This is a genomic window from Pseudomonas sp. AP19, from assembly GCF_001728855.1.
Lineage (GTDB): Bacteria > Pseudomonadota > Gammaproteobacteria > Pseudomonadales > Pseudomonadaceae > Aquipseudomonas > Aquipseudomonas fluorescens.
Window position 1 is genome coordinate 20,619 of the sequence record NZ_LXJP01000051.1, and the last position, 21,191, is coordinate 41,809.

A 21,191-nucleotide genomic window follows, 5' to 3' on the forward strand; every position below is an offset into this window, starting at 1 on the left:
TTTTTATTGCCTGCGATTTGCCAATCAGCCGTCGCCTTCCTCAACAAACACCAGCCGATTGCCAAACGGATCGCTGACACTCATCTCACGCGAGCCCCAAGGCGTTTCCTCAACCCCAGGCTTGGCATACCGGTAATCCTTGGCCAGCAGTTGCTGCTGATACACGTCCACGCCCTGCGCCTGAATCCGCACCGCCGACCCCGGCGAAGCATCGCCATGATGCTCGGACAAATGCAGCACGCATTCACCCAGCGACACCTGCAGATACAACGGAAAATTCGCCTCGAAGCGGTGTTGCCAGTCGAGCTTGAACCCGAGGAACTCGACGTAGAATTCCAACGCCTTGGCCTCGTCGAAAATACGCAAGATGGGCGTGACCTTTCCTAAGTGCATGGCAACAGCTCCGTGTATGAGAACGCTCCACTATAGAGACGAAAAACCACCGCGCAAATCCCCATTGCGTGCCAGAAACCGCCCCGGTCGCTGACCATTGGCCTGGCCATCGCTGTAGCTCAACACCCCGTTTACCCACACGCCATCAATGCCCTCAGCCGCGCGTTGCGGCGCGTTGAAGTCCGCCACATCCCGCACCCGCAACGGGTCGAACAACACCAGGTCAGCCCAGTAGCCTTCGCGAATTTCGCCGCGCTCAGCCAAACCAAAACGCGCTGCCGACAACCCCGTCATCTTGTGCACCGCCGTGTGCAACGGGAACAGCCCTACGTCGCGGCTGAAATGCCCCAGCACCCGCGGAAACGCGCCCCACAAACGCGGGTGAGGAAACGGGTCTTCAGGCAAACCGTCAGACCCCACCATCGACAGCGGATGCGCCAGGATACGTCGCACATCCGCCTCATCCATCCCGTAGTACACCGCCCCCGCCGGTTGCAGACGACGTGCCGCGTCCATCAGCGACACGTCCCACTCGGCAGCGATCGCCTGCAAGTCGCGCCCCCCCATGTCCGGGTGCGGCGTGGACCAGGTGATGGTGATACGAAAGGCATCGGTGACCTGCTTGAGGTCCAGCGTCGAAGAGCTGGCCGCATAGGGATAACAGTCACACCCCACCGGGTGATTGTTCGCTGCGGCTTCCAGCGATGCCAACAGCTGCGGACTGCGCCCCCAGTTCCCCGCGCCCGCACATTTCAGGTGGGAAATAATCACCGGCACCTGGGCATGTCGGCCGATCAGAAACGCCTCGTCCATCGCCTCCAGCACCGGTTCGAATTCGCTGCGCAAATGGGTGGTGTACACCGCACCGAAGGCCGTCAGTTCTTCACTGAGTTGCAGCACTTCATCGGTCTCGGCATTGAATGCGCTGGCGTAGGCCAGGCCTGTGGATAAACCCAGCGCACCGGCCTCCAGGCTTTGCTGCAATTGCGTGCGCATGGCGGCAATTTCATCGGGCGTGGCGGTGCGGTGCAGGTCGTCCATATGGTTACTGCGCAGGGCCGTATGGCCGATCAGCGCGGCGACATTGACCGCCGGATGCGCGCTTTCCACGGCCGCACGGTAATCGGCAAACCGCGGATAAACGAACGCCTCACGCGAACCCAGCAGGTTCATCGGGTCCGGCGGGTCGCTGCGCAAATTGACCGGCGACGCGCTGATGCCACAGTTGCCGACAATCACCGTGGTCACACCCTGGCTGAGCTTGGGCAACATCTGCGGGTGACGGATCACCACCGTGTCATCGTGGGTGTGCACATCGATAAAGCCCGGCGCCAACACCCGGCCATTGGCCGCGATTGTGTGCTCGGCCTGCGCGCTCGACAGGTCGCCAATCGTTGCGATCCGCCCTGCCCGTACACCGACATCCGCGACATACCCCGGGGAGTTGCTGCCATCTATGATCAGCGCCTGGCGAATCAGCGTGTCGTACTTCATATCAATCTCCAAGCGGCAGGCTATCGGGGCCGCCGCGATAGTCGTCCAGGGCCAGCTTGATCCGGCGCAGGCGTTCCTGGTTGGCGTCCGGCATGGCCAGCGCCAGCTCGGTGGCGAGCACGTCGATGGCCAACAGCATGCCGTAGCGTGCGGCGGTGGGCTTGTAGATAAAACTGGTTTCGGCCGGCTGCAAGGGCAGCAACACGTCTGCCAGTTGGGCCAGCGGTGAGTCGGCCAGGGTGATGGCGACGATGCGCGCATCGTAGTTGCGCGCCAGCCTCACCACGTCCAACAACTCAGGCGTGAGGCCCGTCAACGAACACACGATCAGCGCATGCTCCGGCCCCAACGTCGCCGCCGTGACACGCATCATCACCGGGTCATGGCTGGAGGAAATCGCGTACCCCAAACGCACCAGGCGCACCTGCAACTCGTCGCTGCACAGGCTTGATGGGCCGCCCATACCGAAGGCGTGGATCATCCGCGCCTTGCCAAGCAGATTGACCGCATCGACAAAACTCGCCTGGTGGAAACCCGACAAATGCTGACGCAACGTCGCTTCGATATCGCCGAGAATCTGCCGATGAAACGCCGACTGTTCCGGCAACCCCGCCGGGTCCAGAAAGCGGCTGCCCACGCCACTGGCCTGCGCCAATTGCAGGCGCAAATCCCGCAGATCGCGGCACCCCACACTGCGCGCAAACCTCGACAAGGTTGCCGTGCTGACCTCGGCCCGTTGCGACAACGCTTCCAGGCTGGCCGACGCGGCAAACCCCACGTCATCGAGCATCAGCTTGGCGATACGCCCTTCGCCGGCGCTGAAGGACTCCTGGCGAGCACGAATCTGGTAGAGGATGTCCATGGGGTCTCCGAATTACAGGATGCAGGACAGACCGTACGTCAGACCGAAGGCGACCACCGAAATCAGGGTCTCCAGCACGGTCCAGGTCTTGAAGGTCTGGATCACTGTCATATTGAAGTATTCCTTGATCAGCCAGAAGCCGCCGTCGTTGACGTGGGAAAAGATCACCGAACCCGCTCCGGTGGCCAGCACCAGCAATTCGGGGTGTGGATAACCCAGGCCCAGCGCAACGGGCGCGACCACACCGGACGCCGTCGTCATGGCCACAGTGGCCGAGCCCGTGGCGATCCGCATCAGTGCGGCGAACAACCACCCCATCACCAGGGGCGACAAATGGAAAGCATGGGCCAAGCCGAGAATCTCGTTGGTCACGCCCGCGTCCACCAGGATACGGTTCAAGCCGCCGCCCGCGCCGACCAGCAAGGTGATGCTGGCGGTTGGCGCCAGGCATTCATTGGTGAACTTGAGGATCGCCTCGCGGTTAAAGCCCTGGGCCAGCCCCAAGGTCCAGAAGCTCACCAAGGTCGCCACCAGCAGCGCAATCACCGAGTTACCGATAAACAGCAGGAACTGGTTGAAACCGGTCCCCGGTGTCGAAATCACGTTGGCCCAGCCGCCGATCATCATCAGCACCACCGGCAACAGGATGGTACCCATGGTCAGCGTAAAGCTCGGCAACCGGGTGCGCGGCTCTCGCTCGATAAACTGGCGCTCCAACGGGTTCTGCGCCGGCAGGTGAATGCGCGGCACGATGAACTTGGCGTACAGCGGGCCGGCAATAATCGCCGTAGGGATCCCCACCAAAATCGCATACAGCACGGTCTGCCCCACCGACGCGTTGTACGCCAGCACCGCCATCATCGCCGCCGGGTGCGGTGGCACCAGCGCATGCACCACCGACAAACCGGCGACCATCGGCAAGCCGACCATCAGGATCGACACGCCGACACGCCGCGCCACGGTAAAGGCGATCGGCACCAGCAACACAAAACCGACCTCGAAAAACAGCGGCAGCCCCACCAGGAACGCGATGCACACCATCGCCCAGTGCGCATTGCGCTCGCCGAAACGGTTGATCAACGTGCGCGCCACCTGCTCGGCACCACCGGATTCGGCCATCATTTTGCCGAGCATGGTGCCCAACGCGACCACCAGAGCGATATGCCCCAACGTCTTACCGACACCCGCCTCGTAGGAACCCATGATGGTATCGGCGGGCATCCCGGCCATCAGCGCCAGGCCGATAGACACCAGGGTGATGACGATAAACGGGTTAAGCCGGTAACGTGCAATCAGCACGATCAATGCAATGATGGCGATGGCAGCGTATGCCAACAGCCCCAAGCCCAGTGGTGCGGCCATGCGGTACTCCTCGGAAAGGGTCACGTCGAATTGGTTGTGAAACTCATAAATCATTACCGAGGAGTATTTTCAATTTTTATGAAAGTAATTTTCGCCCACAGATAAGCGCTGTCGCTTGGGGACATGCCCCAAGCCGGCGCATGAAAATTCGGAGGGTGTTCTTACATGAAGTTTTTTGCGGCGCGCAAACTCAACGACCAGGGCCGAGTCTCAGATGGCGGCCTCAACTACGATCAGGAATCTCCACAATGAATCGCAAGACCCTGCGTGTTCCCTTCGTCGCCAGCGCGCTGTTGCTGGCCCTGTGCGGCAGCGCCTCGGCCGCCGACAACGCGGCTTTGAAGAAATGCATGGACGGCGCCAACACCACTGCCGACATGGTCAGTTGCAACGCCAAGGAAGCCAAAGTGCAGGACGAGCGCCTGAACAAGGCGTACAAAACCGCCCTCGCCGCCCAGGAAGGCGCACGCAAGCAGCAACTGCAGGATGTTCAGCGCCTGTGGATCAAATACCGCGACGCCAATTGCAGCTTCGCAGGCAGTGCCACCGGCGGCACCATCGACCAGGTCAATGGCTCCGGCTGCCTGCTGGACATGACCCAGACCCGCGCCCAGGAACTCGAAGACCTGGTGGGGCCGTGATCGCGCTGTGAGCCGGCTGGCGCGCGAAAACCAGTAACGATGACCCGGCCCCGCTGATACCCAGCCCGATCAGTCGTGATGAACCTTCGCGCGCTTGAGCAGCTTCTTGCAGCGCTCCGACAAATGCAGCACCCGCAGATGTTTGCCGGCCTTGCTGTAACGCTCACGCAGGGTCATCAATGCGGCAATCGCTGAGTAGTCGACAAAGCTCAGGTGACGGCAATCGAGCGTTACCTGTGCCGGGTCATTGGCCGGATCGAACTGATTCAAAAACGGCGTAGTCGAGGCAAAAAACAGCGTGCCGTGCAGGCGATAGAGCTTGCTGCCGTCGACTTCCAGATGTTCATCGGCATACAACTCACGCGCCTGTTGCCAGGCAAAGTTGAGTGCCGCAATCACAATGCCGCACAGTACGGCCGTGGCCAGGTCGGTAAACACGGTAATCACCGTCACCGCGAGAATCACCAACACGTCGTTGAACGGCACCTTGTTGATCACCCGCAGCGACGCCCAGGCGAAGGTCTGCTGGGACACCACAAACATCACCCCCACCAGCGCCGCCAGCGGGATGCGCTCGATCAGCGGCGACAGAAACAGAATGAACAACAGGATCATCACCCCGGCAAACACCCCGGAGAAACGCCCGCGCCCGCCGGAGCTGAGGTTGATCACGGTTTGCCCGATCATCGCGCAACCGCCCATGCCGCCGAACAGGCCCGAAACCATATTTGCCGCGCCCAGGGCCACACTTTCGCGGTCGGGGTAGCCACGGGTCTCGGTAATTTCGTCGGTGAGGTTGAGGGTGAGCAAGGTTTCCAGCAGGCCGACCATGGCCATCAGGAACGCGTAGGGCGCGATGATCGTGAGGGTGTCCAGGGTCCAGGGAATCTGCGGCAACGCGAAGGTCGGCAGGCCACCGGCAATGTGGGCCATGTCGCCGAGGGTGCGAGTCGGCAGGCCGAGCAGGTACACCGCCAGGCCGACGCCGAGGATCGCCACCAGCGCAGGCGGCACGGCGCGGGTCAGGCGCGGCAACAGGTAGACAATTGCCATAGTCAGCACAACCAGGCCCGTCATCACATACAACGGCGTGCCGCTGAGCCAATGTTCACCGCTCTTGAAATGCTCCAGTTGTGCCAGCGCAATAATGATCGCCAGGCCGTTAACGAACCCGAGCATCACCGAGTGCGGCACCATGCGCACCAGTTTGCCCAGGCGCAACAGGCCGAACGCAACCATGATCAGCCCGCCCAGCAGCACCGTCGCCAGCAAATACTCCACGCCGTGCTGCACCACCAGCGCGACGATGACCACCGCCATCGAACCTGCCGCGCCCGAGACCATGCCAGGGCGGCCGCCGAACAACGCGGTGAGGGTGCAAATGATGAAGGCGCCGTAGAGCCCCATCAGCGGGTTAAGGTGCGCGACCAACGCAAAGGCGATGCATTCGGGCAGCAGTGCAAAAGACGTGGTCAGGCCGGCCAGGGCATCGGCGCGCAGACGGGTGAGTTTCATGGGGTACCAGGGCATTGCGGGGGATTAGGCGGGGAATGGTACGGAATTGCGGCGGGTGGGGCCAGTGAAGTGTCAGGTCAGGTAGACCGAGTGGCCCCTATCGCAGGCAAGCCAGCGCCCACTTTGACCGCGTGTTGCTTGAACGACTCGGTCGATGTGGGAGCCGGGCTTGCCCGCGATGGCCGCACTCCGGTGTTAAGCGAACATCACACCATTTCGTGGCGAATCCACTCCACCACCGACGTACGCGTCGGCGCCCAGCCCAGTTGTTCACGGGCATGCTTGCCACGCACGCGGCTGTTGGAACCCAGGCCGTAGTTGGCCATTTCATAGCCCCATTCGGCTTGCGCGTCAGCCAACGGCCAATCCTGCGGCGCGCCCAGCTGCAGCGCTTGAGCAATCGCGGTGGTCATGTCGACAAACGACGCCTCGCCACTTTCCACAAAGTAGAACGTGCCCGGAATGTTTTTCGTCAGCGCCAGAAGGTAGAGCGCAACCACGTCTTCAATATGCACGTTGGACCAGATGTTCTGCCCGGTGCCCACATGGCGCACCACGCCGCTCTTGCGCGCCTGCTTGAGCAGTCGCGGCAATTGCACGCTGTCCCGCTTCACGCCCAGGCTGTGGCCATAAATCAGGGTGTTGCAAATCACCGCCGAATTCACGCCGTCCTTGGCCGCGGCCAGGATCAGGTTATCGATGGCTACGCGAGCGGCCTTGTCGACGGTCGGCTCCGGCAGGTTGTCTTCACGGTAGATGACAGCGCTGGCCTTACCGCCCGACGCATCACCGACGATGCTCGAACCGCTGGTGTGCAGGAACACCTTGTTCGAGCCTTTCAAGGCGGCCAGCAAGGTTTCCACGGCTGCACGATGATCGCTGCTCGCGGCGTTGATCACCGCATCGGCTTTCTGCGCTTGCTCGGTCAACACCGCGGCGTCATCAAGGGTGCCGATCACTGCGGTGATGCCCAGGCGAGTCATCTCAGCGGCTTGTTCGGCGCTGCGTACCAGGCCGGTGACGTGGTGCCCGGCGTTGGCCAGGCCGGTTGCAATGGAGCCACCGATAAAACCTGCGGCGCCGGTAACGAATACGTGCATGGAGAGTGCTCCTGACTGGGTAAGTGATGCCCCCAGTATCAAGCCTGCATTCGCGTCGAATAAGGCCCTGTCGCCCAATTCAATCTTGCGCTGCGGTCACGAATCAGCAGGCATACCGCGCCAGCTTGGCCTGAATGAAGTCCAGAAAGCACTGGATGCGCAACGCCAACTGCGAGTTGCGGTAGAACACCGCGTGGATCGGCTGGCGATAGCCACTGTTGAACGCTTCCAGCAGCGGCACCAGGCGCCCGGCGTTGATGTCTTCGACCGTCATGAAGTTCGACAGGCAGCAAATGCCCTGCCCTTCCAGTGCCAACTGGCGCAAGGTCTCGCCGCTGGACGCCGCAATGCCGGGCTGGATCAGCCATCGATCACCTTCCACGTGGCGCAATGGCCAATGGTTGAGCGTTTCTGTCTGCGTGAAGCCCATCAACGTGTGATCCGCCAACGCCGCGACCGTGCTGGGCGTGCCGTATTGCTTGAGGTATTCGGGGCTGGCCAGGATATGCAGCGGTGTGCAGCCAAGGGCGCGTGCATGCAAGGTGGAATCGGCCAGGACACCGATGCGAATGGCAATGTCGGTGCTCTGCTCGAGCAGGTCGATGATCAGGTCATCGCTGTTCAGCTCCAGCTGGATATCCGGGTACAAACGGCGAAACTCGGCGATGTATGGCACGATCCCGTGCAGCATGAACGGCACGGCGGCATTGATGCGCAGGCGCCCCGCCGGTTTCTTCTGGCGCGACGACAGGCGTTCTTCCAGGTCATCCATCTGCGCCAGAATCACCTTGGCCTGCTCAAAGAAGTACTTGCCCTCTTCGGTCAGGTCCATGCGCCGCGTGGTGCGGTTGATCAGCGTGGTGTCGAGCTTGGCCTCCAGGCGCGACAAGGTGCGGCTGACCGCCGACGGCGTCTGCCCGACCTGCTCCGCCGCAGCCGAAATCGAGCCGCACTCAATCACGCTGACGAAGATCTGTAGCTCATCGGATCGGGCTTTCACAGGCAGTCCTCTTTATCGGTTAACCGCAGCTTACACCGAGAGGTTGAACACCTGCGCCAGATGCTGCTCGTAGCGCGCCACGTCGACCTCGATGGCCGGGCGTTTCATCACGTCCACGCAGAGGAAGGTCGGCAGGCCGGTCATGCCGAGAAACTCATTGGCCTTGTGGAACGGGAAGTACACCGCGTCCACGCCCTTGGCTTCGAAGAAATCAGTCGGGTCGTCGAAGGCTTGCTGCGGCGCGTTCCAGGTCAGCGACAGCATGTACTGTTTGCCCTGGATCAGGCCGCCGCTGCCGTATTTCTGCGAGGTATCGGAACGGGTCCGGCCGTCGCTGGCGTACAGGCTGCCGTGGCCTTCGGTGAAGACTTCGTCGAGGTACTTCTTGACGATCCACGGCGCACCCATCCACCAGCCGGGCATCTGGTAGATGATCACGTCGGCCCAGAGGAATTTGGCGACCTCTTCGGCGACGTCGTAGCCTTCGTCGATATGCGTGACTTGGACGTCGAGGCCACCACGGTCGAGAACGGCCACGGCAGTCTCATGCAGCGTGGTGTTATAGCGACCGTCGGAGTGGGCGAATTTCTTGCCGCCGTTCAGCAGGAGGACGTTTTTCATGGGAGGGAATCCAGAGGGTTAACAATGTCTGCCGGCAGGCTATCGACATTGCACCCTCGGAATAAGCCGCGGCGCCGCAAAATACATTTGACCAAAACGCACGAATTGCAGGAGCACTTTTGACTTAGCCACTGATCAATAAATGACCACCCAGTAAGGCCATGCCGATAAAAAATACCCGTTTGAACAGCACCGCGCTGATGCGCCGGCGCAGCGCCTGGCCCAGCCACATACCCAACAGGGCGGGCACCAGCGCCAGAAGCGAGGCGTTTATTTCGCCGCCGCCCAAGGTGCCGCGCCAGGCCAGACCGGCGGCCAGCGCCAGGGTCGAGACAGTGAACGACAACCCCAAGGCCTGTACCAACTGATCGCGGTTCAAGCCCAAGGCTTGCAGGTACGGCACGGCTGGAATCACGAACACACCCGTGGCCGAAGTGATGAGGCCGGTGATCAGCCCGCACACCGGACCCAACCAGCGTTCGGCTGCCGGCTTCACCTTGAACGTCGGCAACAGCAACCCGCTCAGCGCGTACACCAGCAGGGCGCCGCCCAACGCGCGCACCACCCAATGCCCGCCGTCCATGCCCAGCCAGACGGTGCCGAGCCCGGTGCCGAGGAAAATCAGCAACAGCATCGGCCACAGGCGCTTGAGCAATGCGCTCAGGTGGCCACCGAATGCCAGTTGCCAGAGGTTTGTCACCGTTGAAGGAATGATCAGTAACGCGGCAGCCTGCACCGGGAGCATAGCCAGGCCGAGCATGCCCATGGCGACCGTGGGCAGGCCCAGGCCGATGATCCCTTTGACCGTGCCGGCCAGCAGGAAGGTGCCAATCACCAGCAGTGTCAAGGCGGGGCCGAGGTTTTGGTAGAACGCGAGGAAGGTATTCATGGGCCGAGTGTGGGGCTTTTCAATGGGCGCTGAAATTCGCCATATACTGAGGCAGCCTCTTGTTTTGCATGAGGCTTAGATGGCCATCGCCGGCAAGCCAGCGCCCACCGTTACGCTACTCACACCTCAAAATGTGCGAGCGGGCTTGCCCGCGATGGGGCCAGCCCAGTCACAGGAAATTTCCAGCCATGCACTTTGACCTGATCGACCTGCGCCTCTACCTGCACACCCTCGACACCGGCAACATCACCGCAGGCGCCAGCCGCAGCCATTTATCCCTGGCCGCCGCCAGCGCACGCATTCGCGCGATGGAGGCGTCACTGGGCATTGAGTTGCTCGAACGCGGCCGCCGTGGCGTTACACCCACCGCCGCCGGCAACGCGCTGGCCCGGCACGCGCGCTTGCTGCTGCAACAAGCCGAACACCTGCAACAGGAACTGGCGGAATACGCCAAGGGTGTCAAAGGCCAGGTGCGCCTGCTGTGCAACACCACCGCCCTCAGCGAATACCTGCCGGAACTGCTCGCGGATTTTTTGTGCGAGCACCCCAACCTCGATATCGAGTTGCAGGAACTGCCGAGCCTGCGCATCACCCAGGCCTTGCGCCAAGGCACGGCGGACTTGGGGATTATTTCCGACGCCGTCGACACCCACGGCTTGCAGACCGCGCCCTTTCGCGACGACCCGCTGGTGCTGATCATGCCTCTGGAGCATCCGCTGGCGACCGGTTCGGTGAGTTTTATCGACAGCCTGCAACACGACTATGTAGGCCTGGCCGCCAACAGTGCGCTGGCGGTGTACCTGGAAGAACAGGCGCTGCACAGCGGCTTTCGCCTGCAAACCCGCATTCGCGCCGAGGGTTTTGATGGGGTCATGCGCATGGTCGCCCGGGGCGCGGGCCTGGGGATTGTGCCCCAAGCGGCATTGGAACGCTGGCCACTGGAGCGCCCGATCAAGGCCCAACCTCTGCGAGAGGATTGGGCCCGACGCACGCTGCTGTTATGCGCGCGTTCGTTCGAACAATTGCCCGGTTATGCCAAGGCCTTGTTCGACGCCTTGGCCCTGCCCTTGCGGAAAAACCCGTAATACACCGCCGACAGAATCAGCAGGAACGGCACGCCGAACACCAGAGTCATCTTGAACGCCTCGGTGAAATACGTGGTGATCATCACCGCGCCCATCAGCACCAGGCCCAGCAGCGTGCTGTAGGGGAACAGGCGCAGTTGGAACGACAGCTGTGCGCCGCCGTTACGCTTGCGATAGCGGCGGAAAAAAAAGTGCGTGAGGAAGATCATGAACCAGGTGAAGATCGCGCCAAACATTGAGATCGCCATCATCAAGGTGAACGAACTTTCCGGGTACACCACGTTCAGCAGCGTCGCCAGGGCAATGCCCGAACTGGACAGCAGCAAGGCGTTCAACGGAATCCCGCTCTTGCTCAAGGCGCCCATGGACCTTGGCGCAAAGCCTGCGCGAGACAGGCTGAACATCATGCGCGTGGTGATGTAGAGCTGGCTGTTCATCGCCGACAGCGCCGCGATCAGAATCACGAAATTCATCACCCCGGTGGCACCGGGAATGCCGATGGTCTGCATCACCGTTACGAACGGGCTCTGGGTCTGCCCGGACTGGTTCCACGGCACGATGGCCAGCATCAGCGCCAGGGTCAGCAGGTAGAACACCACCAGACGCACGATGGTCGCGCGAAAGGCTTTCTTCACCGCCTGTTCCGGGTCGGCCGCTTCACCGGCGGCCACCGCGATCATCTCCACGCTCAGGTAGCTGAAGATCGACACGATCACCGCGATCCACATGCCGCTCAAGCCATGCGGAAAAAAGCCGCCGTGGGCCGTGTAGTTCTGCACCCCGTATTGCGGGTTGCCGGAGCCGAATACCACGTACACCGCGAGGATGATGAAGCCGACAATGGCGCTGATCTTGATCGTAGAGAACCAGTATTCAAAATTACCGAAGGTCTTCACGCTGATCGCATTGAGCAGAATCAACACACTGGAAAACGACACGATCCACACCCACTCCGGCACGTTGGCGAACCAGTACTTCATGTACATCGCCACCGCCGTGACCTCCGCGCCGACCGCCAGCACAATCGCCGCCCAGTACGCGTAACGCACCAGAAAACCGGCCAAGGGGCTGATATAGAACTCGGCATACGCGCCAAAGGAGCCTGAGGTGGAATGCGCCACCGTCATCTCCGCCAGGCAGCCCATCAGCAGTAAGGTAATCAGCGCGCCGATGGCGTAGCTCACCAGCACGCTGGGCCCGGCATAGCCGATGGCATAGGCACTGCCCATAAACAGCCCGGTGCCGATGGCGCCACCGATGGCGATCATGCTCATCTGGCCGGAAGTCAGCTGACGCCTCAGGCCCAGTTCGCGATGGGTGATCTCTGCAAAGCCGTTGTCTGGCGTGGTCACGTGGTGTGCCCCTTTATTATTGTGATTGCACGGTTTGGATATAGACACAGATCCACTGTGGGAGCGGGCTTGCTCGCGAAGGCGGTGGGTCAGTTACAGAATATGTTTCTGATACACCGCTTTCGCGAGCAAGCCCGCTCCCACATTGGTCTTGCAGTGTTCTTAGGTGACGCTGTTGCGCACTTTGAATTGCGGCTGGTCCCAGGTGTGGTTGTCGAGGATGTCGCCGAGGATTTCCACCGCATCCCACACCTCGGTAAAGCTTGTGTACAGCGGGGTGAAACCAAAGCGCATGATGCGCGGCTCGCGGTAATCGCCGATCACGCCACGGGCGATCAGGGCTTGAATCACCGCGTAACCTTCCGGGTGTTCGAAGCTCACATGGCTGCCGCGCTGGGCGTGCTCACGCGGGGTGATCAGCACCAAACCATGGGCAGCGCAACGGGCCTCCACCAAGGCGATAAACAGGTCAGTCAGCGCCAGGGACTTGCTGCGCAGGCTGGCCATATCGGTTTGGGCAAAAATCTCCAGGCCGCATTCGACCATCGCCAATGAGGTGATCGGCTGCGTGCCGCACAGGTAACGGGCGATGCCGCTGCTTGGGGCATATTGAGCCTCCATGGCGAATTGCCGGGTATGCCCGAACCAGCCCGACAACGGCTGGCGTACCACGTCCACCAACGTCGGGTTGACCCACACAAATGCCTGGGAGCCCGGCCCGCCATTGAGGTATTTGTAGGTGCAGCCAATCGCGTAATCGGTACCGGCCTTATGCAGGTCGATGGGCACCGCACCCGCCGAATGGGCCAGGTCCCAGATGCTCAGCGCGCCGCACTCGTGGCTCAACGCAGTGAGCGCCTGCATGTCGTACATGTAGCCGGTCTTGTAATTGACGTGGGTGAGCATCACCACCGCGACGTCCTGGTCGATGGCCTGCGGCAGCTCGTCCGGGCGGTTGACCAGTCGCAGCGAATAACCCTGTTGCAGCAGCTCGGCCAGGCCTTCGGCGATGTACAGGTCGGTGGGGAAATTGCTCGCCTCGCTGACAATCACCTTGCGCGCCGGCGCGCGTTGGCGCTGCACGCTCAACGCGGCGCTGAGCACCTTGAACAGATTGATGGACGTGGTATCCGTAATCACCACTTCGTCGTCGCGGGCACCGATCAGCGGCGCCAGGCGGTTGCCCAGGCGCTGCGACAACGCTGCCCAGCCGGCGCTGTTCCAACTGCGAATCAGGCCATTGCCCCACTCCTCTGCAATAACCGCCTGCGCCCGCGCCAAGGCCGCCACCGGGCGCGCACCGAGGGAGTTGCCGTCGAGGTAGATGACGCCCTCGGGCAGGGCGAACTGGCGACGCAGTGGCGCCAACGGGTCCTGGGCGTCGAGGGCTTGGCAGTGGCTTCGAGTGGTCATGGTCTGTCCTGATTCTTATAAGTGACGATGGACAAAATAATGAACGAAACTTTAGAGAATTTTCGTGCAAAGTGGCGGGCAACAGGCTAATTAAGCTGTAGGAAATTCGAATTTAACTCCAAAACACGCGGATTTATTCTAAGCATGATTCTTGACGCCACCGACCTGCGCCTCCTGCATTTTCTGCAACAGGACGGCCGTATCAGTAACCAGGAACTGGCGGAAAAAGTCGCCCTGTCGCCTTCCGCCTGCCTGCGTCGCTTGCGCCTGCTGGAGAGCGAGGGAATCATCAGCGGCTACCGCGCGGTGTTGAATGCCGAGCAACTGGGAATCGAGCTGGAAGCCATCGTCCACCTGTCATTACGCCAGGATGTGGAGGATTGGCATGGGACGTTTATCAAGAAGGTGCAAGGCTGGCCGGAGGTGGCCAGTGCGTATGTGATTACCGGGGCCAGCAACTATGTGTTGCGGGTGCAGGCACGCAACCTCAAGCACTTTTCGGACTTTATCGTGAACCACCTGAACCGCACGGCCGGGGTGATGGATATTCGCTCGGAGATCGTGTTGCAGAAGATCAAGGATCGGGATGAGGTGCTGGACTTAGTCGTACGCAAATAACCAGAACACCACAGAACCCATGTGGGAGCGGGCTTGCTCGCGAAGGCGGTGTGCCAGTCAATACATGTGCTGGCTGATCCATCGCATTCGCGAGCAAGCCCGCTCCCACATTTTTTAACCGCGTTAATCAGTCTTCGAGGGCGCGCACGCGCTGCATGCGTTTCTGCTCCTGCGGTGCGCCCGACGATTGCAGCGCAAAATCAAAATCAATCTGCGCAAACCGCCCTTCCACGCCAAACTCGCGCGCCAGTTGCCGGTCGTCACTGAAGCGAATCTCGGCGATCAATTCATCGCGCGTCGCATAGGCAAAATCATCATGCAGGTACGGGTCATCGGACAGGTTGATCTGCGTGGTCAAATGCCGATGCCCCGGCGCCGAAATGAAGAAGTGAATATGCGCCGGCCGCTGCCCATGACGCCCCAGTTGATCAAGCAACTGCTGGGTCGGCCCGGTCGGCGGGCAGCCATACCCTGACGGCACGATGCTGCGAAACCGGTAGTTGCCCTGGGCATCGGTCTCGATACGCCGGCGCAGGTTGAACTCGGATTGCGTCGGGTCAAACCACGAATACGTGCCGCCGGTATTGGCCTGCCACACATCGACAATCGCCCCGGCCAACGGCGTGCCGTCGGTGTCGCGTACTTGCCCACGCATAAACAGCGGCACCGCGTCGTCCTTGCCATCGTCCAACCGCGCCTCGTACTTGGACAGCGGCGCCCCGGCCACATACAGCGGGCCTTCAATGGTGCGCGGGGTGCCACCGGATTTGCCGGCCGCTTCGTCGGCGGCGTCCATCAGCAGGTCCAGGTAATGCTCCAGGCCCAACCCGGCAGCAAGCAAACCGGCTTCCTGGTTCTTGCCCAATTCGTTGAGGTAATTGACCGCTTTCCAAAACTCTTCCGGGGTCACCTCCAGGTCTTCGATGATGTTCACCGTGTCGCGCAGGATCCGGTAAACCAACGCCTTGGTGCGCGGGTTGCCGCCGTCGTTGAGGCTGCCGCTGGCTTCTTCGAGAAACTGTTGGGCGTGGGCAGTCTGGGAAAGTCGGATGGTCATGGTGCAATCCTCATCTTGTCATTATTGGGTGCAAAACAGGCTCAGCGGTCGTCTTCACGGATCGACGAAGGGTGCCGGCACAGGGCGTTAATTTCGATGGTCATATAGGGGAACAGCGGCAGTTGCATCAGCAGGTCGTGCAGTGCCTGGACGCTGTCGACATCGAACACGCTGTAGTTGGCGTAATGCCCGGCGATGCGCCACAGGTGGCGCCATTTGCCCTCCTGTTGCAGGCGCTGCGCCAGGGCCTTCTCGTCGGCTTTCAGGGCCGCCGCGCGTTCGGGGTTGAGGTCGATGGGCAGGTTCACGGTCATTTTTACGTGGAACAACATGGCAGGCGCCTCTTAGTGTTTGTCACGACGGAAGAACGCCAGACGCTCTTCATCAATAGTCAGGCCCAGGCCCGGTAAGCGCGACACATGCAGCTGGAAATCGCGGTACACCAGCGGCTCGCTGAGGATGTCTTCGGTCAGCAGCAGTGGGCCGAACAGTTCGGTGTCCCACGCCAGCGTGTTCAAGGTGAGGAAGGCATGCGCCGAGGCCAGGGTGCCGATGCCGCCTTCAAGCATGGTGCCGCCGTAGAGGCCGATGCCCGCCGCGTCGGCAATCGCGGCGGTGCGCAATACCGCGCGCGGGCCGCCATTTTTGGCAATCTTGAGCGCGAACACCGAGGCCGCGCCTTCGCGGGCCAGGTTGAAGGCGTCTTCCACACATTCAATCGATTCGTCCGCCATGATCGGCGCCGGGCTCGACAGGTTCAGCCGTGCCATGCCACTGCGGTTATTGCGTGAGATCGGTTGTTCAATCAGGTCGATGCCGTTATCACCGAGCACTTTGCACGCACGCAGGGCCACGGCTTCGTCCCACGCCTGATTGACGTCAACGCGCACACTGGCGCGCTCGCCCAGGGCCTTTTTGATCGCGATGACGTGGGCCAGGTCGCGGCCGACTTCACCGGCGCCAATCTTCAATTTGAAGATACGGTGACGGCGCAGGTCGAGCATCTTTTCGGCCTCGGCAATGTCCTGTTCGGTGTTGCCGCTGGCCAGCGTCCAGGCCACCGGCAAGGCGTCGCGCACGCGGCCGCCGAGCAGTTCGCTGACCGGCAGGTGGCGGCGTTTGCCGAGGGCGTCAAGCAAGGCGCTTTCGACGCCGGACTTGGCAAACGTATTGCCGCGAATGCTACGCTCCAGGCGCAACATGGCAGCATTGATATTGCTCGCGTCCTGGCCAATCAACAGCGGCGCGAAGTGCCGATCGATATTGATCTTGATGCTGTCGGGGCTTTCATTGCCGTAGCTCAGGCCGCCGATGGTGGTGGACTCGCCGATACCTTCAATGCCGTCGGCGCAACGCACGCGGATAATCACCAGGGTCTGGTTTTGCATCGTGTGCATCGCCAGCTTGTGCGGGCGGATGGTCGGGAGGTCGACGATGATGGTCTCGATCGACTCGATGGCGCAAATCGGCATGGCTATACCCGTTGGGTTCTTTATAGGTTTGAGCCGATTCTGTGCCGTATTTTTGCTGGCTTCCAATATAGAATGGGTCTCGCACAATACCTTCAAGGTATGAAAGGAGCCGTGATGGAACTGCGTCATCTGCGCTATTTCCAGGTGCTGGGTGAAACCCTCAACTTCACCCGCGCCGCCGAACGCCTGCACATCGCCCAGCCGCCGTTGAGCCGGCAGATCCAGCAATTGGAAGATGAATTGGGGGTGATTTTGCTGGAACGCGGCCGACCGCTGCGGCTGACCGAGGCCGGGCGGTTTTTCTATGAGCACGCCAATGTGCTGCTGGAACAACTGGGCAAGGTCTGCGACAACACCCGGCGCATCGGCCAGGGCGAGAAGACCTGGCTGGGCATCGGCTTCGCGCCATCGACGTTGTACGGCGTGCTGCCGGAGTTGATTCGACGGCTGCGCAACCATGAAGCGCTGGAGCTGGAATTGGGGCTCTCGGAGATGACCACCTTGCAGCAGGTCGAAGCGCTCAAGGCCGGGCGTATCGACGTGGGCTTCGGGCGTATTCGCATCGACGACCCGGCCATCGTCCAGCGCGTGCTGGTTGAGGACCGACTGGTGGCGGTGCTGCCGGCCGGCCACCGGTTGCTCGGTGCCCCCGCCAGCCTCGCCCAGTTGGCCGCCGAACCCTTTGTGCTCTACCCCGGCAACCCGCGCCCCAGCTATGCCGACCATGTGATTGCGCTGTTCGACGCCCACGGCTTGAGCCTCCAGGTGGCGCAGTGGACCAACGAGTTGCAGACCGCTATCGGGCTGGTCGGCGCGGGCATGGGCGTGACCCTGGTACCGGCCTCGGTGCAGGTGCTGCACCGCGCGGATATCGGCTACACGCCGATTGTGGAAACCACCGCGACCTCGCCGATCATTCTCAGCCGCCGGGTGAATGATCAGTCGCCGGGGCTGAGTCATTGCCTGCAATTGGTGGAAGAGCTGATCTGATATCGCCCAAACACTGGATATCCAATGTGGGAGCTGGCTTGCCTGCGATAGCGGTGGATCAGTTGGCATCTTTGCTGATTGGCCCACCGCCATCGCAGGCAAGCCAGCTCCCACAGTTTGATCCTCATTGTCTTCAAAGGCTGCGCAGGCGCTTGCGCTGTAAGGTCTGGCTGGGCGACTCGTCAAACAGCTTGCGGTATTCCGCCGAGAACCGGCCCAAGTGCGTAAACCCCCACCCCAGGGCGATTTCGGAAATGGTACGCGTAGAGCCGTGTTCGAGGATGTCCTGGCGCACCGCGCCCAACCGGTGTTTCTTCAAGTACGCCATGGGCGACAAGGCAAAGTATTTGCGAAACGCATCGAACAACTTGAACCGCGATACCCCGGCAGCGGTTTCCAGGTCTTCCAGATGCACGGCTTCACGGGCGTTGTCGTGGATGTACTGCCGCGCGCGAATCAAGTAATGCGGCAGCTTCACGCCGAGTACGTCGCGCAGTTCTTCGGAGTAGTTGTTCGGCTGGGCGAGGATCAGGCCCTTGATCAGCGAGCTTTCCAGATCGCGGGTAAACGCCGCCTGCTCATACAACTCGCTGCTGCGTTCAAGCTCGGCGATGAAATACCGCGCCATGCGCCACCACGACGCCGAAGCACCGTCCACCGCATCCATCACAGACTCAAACCGCAGCGGCGCTTCAATCGGCCGCTGCAACAAGCCCTCAAGGGATTCGCTCATCGCCGCGCGCGTAATGACCACCTGCAACTTGCGGCAATCACCGGAAATAGCCAGCACCTGATGCTCGTTGGGCGAAATGATCACCCCTTGATCGCAATTGGAGCTCAGGCTCACACCGTTCTTGCTCAACTCCTGCTCGCCCACCAGCGGCAGGCTCAGGCTGTAACTGCTGAAATGCTCGGCGTCTTCGATGTCGATGGTCACATCAGTGCCGTATTCGATCACGCCCAAGGTGGTGGCGCGGGACTTGAACACATTGGCACTGTGGTGAAAGCGCAAGCGCTCGGGCGTCGCCGTCGCCAGGCGATGCGGCCCGCAGATGCCGGACATCCAGCTGCAGGCGCCCTCCAGGTCGAAGCGTTGAATATGGATATCGCGTGTATGGCTACTCATCAGGGTGCACCCACGGCGGTTAGGCTGTTGCGCGCTCTGGCGGCGCGTCGGTGTAGATCGACAGCAAGTTCCAAGCCACGCCGGCCGTCTTGCAACTGGGTGGATAGCAACCGTCGACTATGTGGATAACGGGCAGGCTTTTGCGCCGTTTGCCTTGCATGACAGTAGCGCATTGCACCGCCGCCCTGCACCGTTGTGAGTATTTGCTGCCCAATTTTCCGGCCCACCTTACCCCATTAAGCGGATAGCCCGCGCACTGCCACGCTGCCTCTAATAAACCACCGATTAGCCCTTATCAAACAAGGTGCCTCCCATGAGTGGTGCAAGAAGCGTCGAGCAGTGGAAAGCGTTTATCGAAAGCTGCCTGGATTTTCGTCCGGCGGATGAAGTGTTCCGCATCGCCAGGGACATGTTCACCGAACCCGAACTGTTCGACCTGGAGATGGAACTGATCTTCGAAAAGAACTGGATCTACGCCTGTCACGAAAGCGAACTGGCCCATAACCACGACTTCGTGACAATGCGCGCCGGGCGCCAGCCGATGATCATCACCCGCGACGGCGAGGGCAAACTCAACGCATTGATCAACGCCTGCCAGCATCGCGGCACCACCCTCACGCGCGTCGGCAAGGGCAACCAATCCACCTTCACCTGCCCGTTCCACGCCTGGTGCTACAAAAGCGACGGCCGGCTGGTGAAGGTCAAGGCGCCGGGGGAATACCCGGAAGGCTTCGATAAAGCCACCCGCGGCCTGAAAAAGGCCCGCATCGACAGCTACAAGGGGTTTGTTTTCATCAGCCTGGACGTGAATGGCACAGACAGCCTCGAAGCGTTCCTCGGCGACGCCAAAGTGTTCTTCGACATGATGGTCGCGCAGTCAGCCACTGGTGAGCTGGAAGTGCTGCCGGGTAAATCCGCCTACACCTACGACGGCAACTGGAAGCTGCAGAACGAAAACGGCCTGGACGGTTATCACGTCAGCACCGTGCACTACAACTACGTGGCCACGGTGCAGCATCGCCAGCAGGTCAATACTGAAAACGGCACGGGCTCAGGCACCACGCTGGATTACAGCAAGCTCGGTGCCGGCGACGCGAATACCGATGACGGCTGGTTTGCCTTCAACAATGGCCACAGCCTGCTGTTCAGCGACATGCCCAACCCGACGGTGCGCTCCGGCTACGCCACGATCATGCCGCGCCTGGTGGAAGAACATGGCCAGCAAAAGGCCGAATGGATGATGCACCGCCTGCGCAACCTGAATATCTACCCGAGCCTGTTCTTCCTCGACCAGATCAGCTCGCAGCTGCGCATCATCCGCCCGGTGGCGTGGAACAAGACTGAAATTATCAGCCAATGCCTGGGCGTGAAGAACGAGTCCGACGCCGACCGCGAAAACCGCATTCGCCAGTTCGAGGATTTTTTCAACGTATCCGGCATGGGCACGCCGGATGACCTGGTGGAGTTTCGCGAGGCCCAGCGCGGTTTCCAGGGCCGCCTGGAACGCTGGAGCGATATCTCGCGCGGCAGCCATCGCTGGGCAACCGGGCCTACGCCGAACAGCGAAGCCATTGGCATCCAACCGGCCATGACCGGAACCGAATTCACCCATGAAGGCTTGTACGTCAACCAGCACCGCAACTGGCAGCAGTTCCTGCTCAAGGGCCTGGACCTGCAAGCGCTGAAACTGCGGGAGGTGCAGTAATGAATGCGCAATTGCAGTACCAGATCGAGCAGTTTTTTTACCGTAAATCCGAACTGTGCGACGCCCAGGACTGGGACGCCTATGTGCAGCTGTTCGACCCGCAGAGTGAGTTCCACCTGCCGCAATGGGACTCGGAGCACGTCTACACCCGCGACCCCAAGCGCGAGATGTCGCTGATCTATTACGCCAACCGCTCGGGCCTTGAAGACCGCGTGTTCCGCCTGCGTACCGGCAAGGCGGCGTCGGCCACGCCCATGCCACGCACCTTGCACCTGATCAATAACGTGCGGATTGCCGAGCAGCCGGGCGGGTTACTGGAAGTGAAGCTGAACTGGCACACGCTGTTCTACCGACTGGCGACTTCGGAGCAGTTTTATGGGCCTGCCACGTATCACCTCAAACCCCATGGCGACAGCTGGCTGATCACCCGCAAACACGCGGTGCTGCTCAACGACACCATCAACTCGGTGCTGGATTTCTATCACCTCTAAAGCAC

21 protein-coding genes are annotated in these 21,191 nt (G+C 61.2%); 6 read left to right on the top strand and 15 right to left on the bottom strand.

Annotated elements, in window-relative coordinates; translation table 11 throughout:
* Nucleotides 1-24: 24 nt before the first annotated feature.
* The 4 genes from A7D21_RS26715 to A7D21_RS26730 are packed head-to-tail and all read right to left on the bottom strand — an operon-like array spanning nt 25 to nt 4,111.
* Nucleotides 25-393: a glyoxalase superfamily protein gene (locus tag A7D21_RS26715; protein WP_069553093.1), complete on the bottom strand. Its 369-nt coding sequence runs from the start codon at nt 391-393 to the stop codon at nt 25-27.
* A gap of 30 nt (nt 394-423) precedes the next feature.
* Entirely contained in the window at nt 424-1,887 is a 1,464-nt protein-coding gene (locus A7D21_RS26720; RefSeq protein ID WP_053257957.1) for an amidohydrolase family protein, read from the bottom strand.
* A gap of 1 nt (nt 1,888) precedes the next feature.
* A complete protein-coding gene (locus tag A7D21_RS26725; RefSeq protein WP_069553094.1) occupies nt 1,889-2,749 on the bottom strand; it encodes a MurR/RpiR family transcriptional regulator in 861 nt (286 codons plus the stop codon).
* 12 nt (nt 2,750-2,761) lie between these two features.
* Nucleotides 2,762-4,111 (bottom strand): gluconate:H+ symporter, encoded by a 1,350-nt coding sequence (locus tag A7D21_RS26730; protein ID WP_069553107.1) that lies wholly within the window; start codon nt 4,109-4,111, stop codon nt 2,762-2,764.
* A gap of 248 nt (nt 4,112-4,359) precedes the next feature.
* Here A7D21_RS26730 and A7D21_RS26735 point away from each other — a divergent pair, with 248 nt between their 5' ends.
* The gene (locus A7D21_RS26735) at nt 4,360-4,752 is read left to right on the top strand and encodes a lysozyme inhibitor LprI family protein (RefSeq protein ID WP_069553095.1); all 393 of its coding nucleotides are present in this window, start codon (nt 4,360-4,362) and stop codon (nt 4,750-4,752) included.
* 69 nt (nt 4,753-4,821) lie between these two features.
* On the opposite strand, the gene A7D21_RS26740 is transcribed toward A7D21_RS26735, so the two are convergent.
* The 5 genes from A7D21_RS26740 to A7D21_RS26760 form a co-directional block, all read right to left on the bottom strand.
* Nucleotides 4,822-6,267, bottom strand: a complete 1,446-nt coding sequence (locus tag A7D21_RS26740) for a SulP family inorganic anion transporter (RefSeq protein ID WP_053257961.1) — start codon at nt 6,265-6,267, stop codon at nt 4,822-4,824.
* 206 nt (nt 6,268-6,473) lie between these two features.
* Nucleotides 6,474-7,367 (bottom strand): NAD-dependent epimerase/dehydratase family protein, encoded by an 894-nt coding sequence (locus tag A7D21_RS26745; RefSeq protein ID WP_053257962.1) that lies wholly within the window; start codon nt 7,365-7,367, stop codon nt 6,474-6,476.
* A 103-nt stretch (nt 7,368-7,470) separates the two neighbouring features.
* A complete protein-coding gene (locus A7D21_RS26750) occupies nt 7,471-8,367 on the bottom strand; it encodes a LysR family transcriptional regulator (protein ID WP_053257963.1) in 897 nt (298 codons plus the stop codon).
* Between the two features lie 30 nt (nt 8,368-8,397).
* Nucleotides 8,398-8,988, bottom strand: a complete 591-nt coding sequence (locus A7D21_RS26755) for an NAD(P)H-dependent oxidoreductase (protein WP_053257964.1) — start codon at nt 8,986-8,988, stop codon at nt 8,398-8,400.
* Between the two features lie 124 nt (nt 8,989-9,112).
* A complete protein-coding gene (locus tag A7D21_RS26760; protein WP_069553096.1) occupies nt 9,113-9,877 on the bottom strand; it encodes a sulfite exporter TauE/SafE family protein in 765 nt (254 codons plus the stop codon).
* Nucleotides 9,878-10,065: 188 nt separating this feature from the next.
* Between A7D21_RS26760 and A7D21_RS26765 the strand changes: the two genes are divergently transcribed.
* A complete protein-coding gene (locus A7D21_RS26765; protein WP_069553097.1) occupies nt 10,066-10,962 on the top strand; it encodes a LysR substrate-binding domain-containing protein in 897 nt (298 codons plus the stop codon).
* On the opposite strand, the gene A7D21_RS26770 is transcribed toward A7D21_RS26765, so the two are convergent.
* Both A7D21_RS26770 and kynU read right to left on the bottom strand, forming a co-directional pair.
* Nucleotides 10,908-12,314, bottom strand: coding sequence for an amino acid permease (locus A7D21_RS26770; RefSeq protein WP_053257967.1), 1,407 nt, complete (start codon nt 12,312-12,314; stop codon nt 10,908-10,910). The genes A7D21_RS26765 and A7D21_RS26770 overlap by 55 nt on opposite strands.
* Nucleotides 12,315-12,476: 162 nt before the next feature.
* Nucleotides 12,477-13,727: a kynureninase gene (gene kynU / locus A7D21_RS26775; RefSeq protein ID WP_053257968.1), complete on the bottom strand. Its 1,251-nt coding sequence runs from the start codon at nt 13,725-13,727 to the stop codon at nt 12,477-12,479.
* Between the two features lie 144 nt (nt 13,728-13,871).
* On the opposite strand from kynU, the gene A7D21_RS26780 reads away from it, so the two are divergent.
* Nucleotides 13,872-14,345 carry an Lrp/AsnC family transcriptional regulator gene (locus tag A7D21_RS26780; RefSeq protein WP_069553098.1) on the top strand — a complete coding sequence of 158 codons (474 nt, stop codon included), beginning with the start codon at nt 13,872-13,874 and terminating at the stop codon, nt 14,343-14,345.
* 127 nt (nt 14,346-14,472) lie between these two features.
* On the opposite strand, the gene catA is transcribed toward A7D21_RS26780, so the two are convergent.
* From catA to A7D21_RS26795, 3 genes are read right to left on the bottom strand one after another with little or no spacing between them, the layout of a single operon-like run.
* Nucleotides 14,473-15,402: a catechol 1,2-dioxygenase gene (gene catA, locus A7D21_RS26785; RefSeq protein WP_053257969.1), complete on the bottom strand. Its 930-nt coding sequence runs from the start codon at nt 15,400-15,402 to the stop codon at nt 14,473-14,475.
* Between the two features lie 41 nt (nt 15,403-15,443).
* Complete coding sequence (gene catC / locus A7D21_RS26790; RefSeq protein WP_053257970.1) at nt 15,444-15,734, bottom strand: muconolactone Delta-isomerase; 291 nt, start codon at nt 15,732-15,734, stop codon at nt 15,444-15,446.
* 12 nt (nt 15,735-15,746) lie between these two features.
* Nucleotides 15,747-16,874 (bottom strand): muconate cycloisomerase family protein, encoded by a 1,128-nt coding sequence (locus A7D21_RS26795; RefSeq protein ID WP_053257971.1) that lies wholly within the window; start codon nt 16,872-16,874, stop codon nt 15,747-15,749.
* Nucleotides 16,875-16,988: 114 nt separating this feature from the next.
* Here A7D21_RS26795 and A7D21_RS26800 point away from each other — a divergent pair, with 114 nt between their 5' ends.
* The gene (locus A7D21_RS26800) at nt 16,989-17,864 is read left to right on the top strand and encodes a LysR family transcriptional regulator (protein WP_053257972.1); all 876 of its coding nucleotides are present in this window, start codon (nt 16,989-16,991) and stop codon (nt 17,862-17,864) included.
* 133 nt (nt 17,865-17,997) lie between these two features.
* Here A7D21_RS26800 and A7D21_RS26805 read toward each other — a convergent pair whose 3' ends face one another.
* Entirely contained in the window at nt 17,998-18,990 is a 993-nt protein-coding gene (locus tag A7D21_RS26805; RefSeq protein WP_069553099.1) for a helix-turn-helix domain-containing protein, read from the bottom strand.
* A gap of 313 nt (nt 18,991-19,303) precedes the next feature.
* Here A7D21_RS26805 and antA point away from each other — a divergent pair, with 313 nt between their 5' ends.
* Together antA and antB are read left to right on the top strand one after the other, a co-directional pair.
* A complete protein-coding gene (gene antA / locus A7D21_RS26810; RefSeq protein WP_069553100.1) occupies nt 19,304-20,695 on the top strand; it encodes an anthranilate 1,2-dioxygenase large subunit in 1,392 nt (463 codons plus the stop codon).
* Nucleotides 20,695-21,186: an anthranilate 1,2-dioxygenase small subunit gene (gene antB / locus A7D21_RS26815; RefSeq protein ID WP_053257975.1), complete on the top strand. Its 492-nt coding sequence runs from the start codon at nt 20,695-20,697 to the stop codon at nt 21,184-21,186. Before antA ends, antB begins: the two co-directional genes overlap by 1 nt.
* Nucleotides 21,187-21,191: the final 5 nt, after the last annotated feature.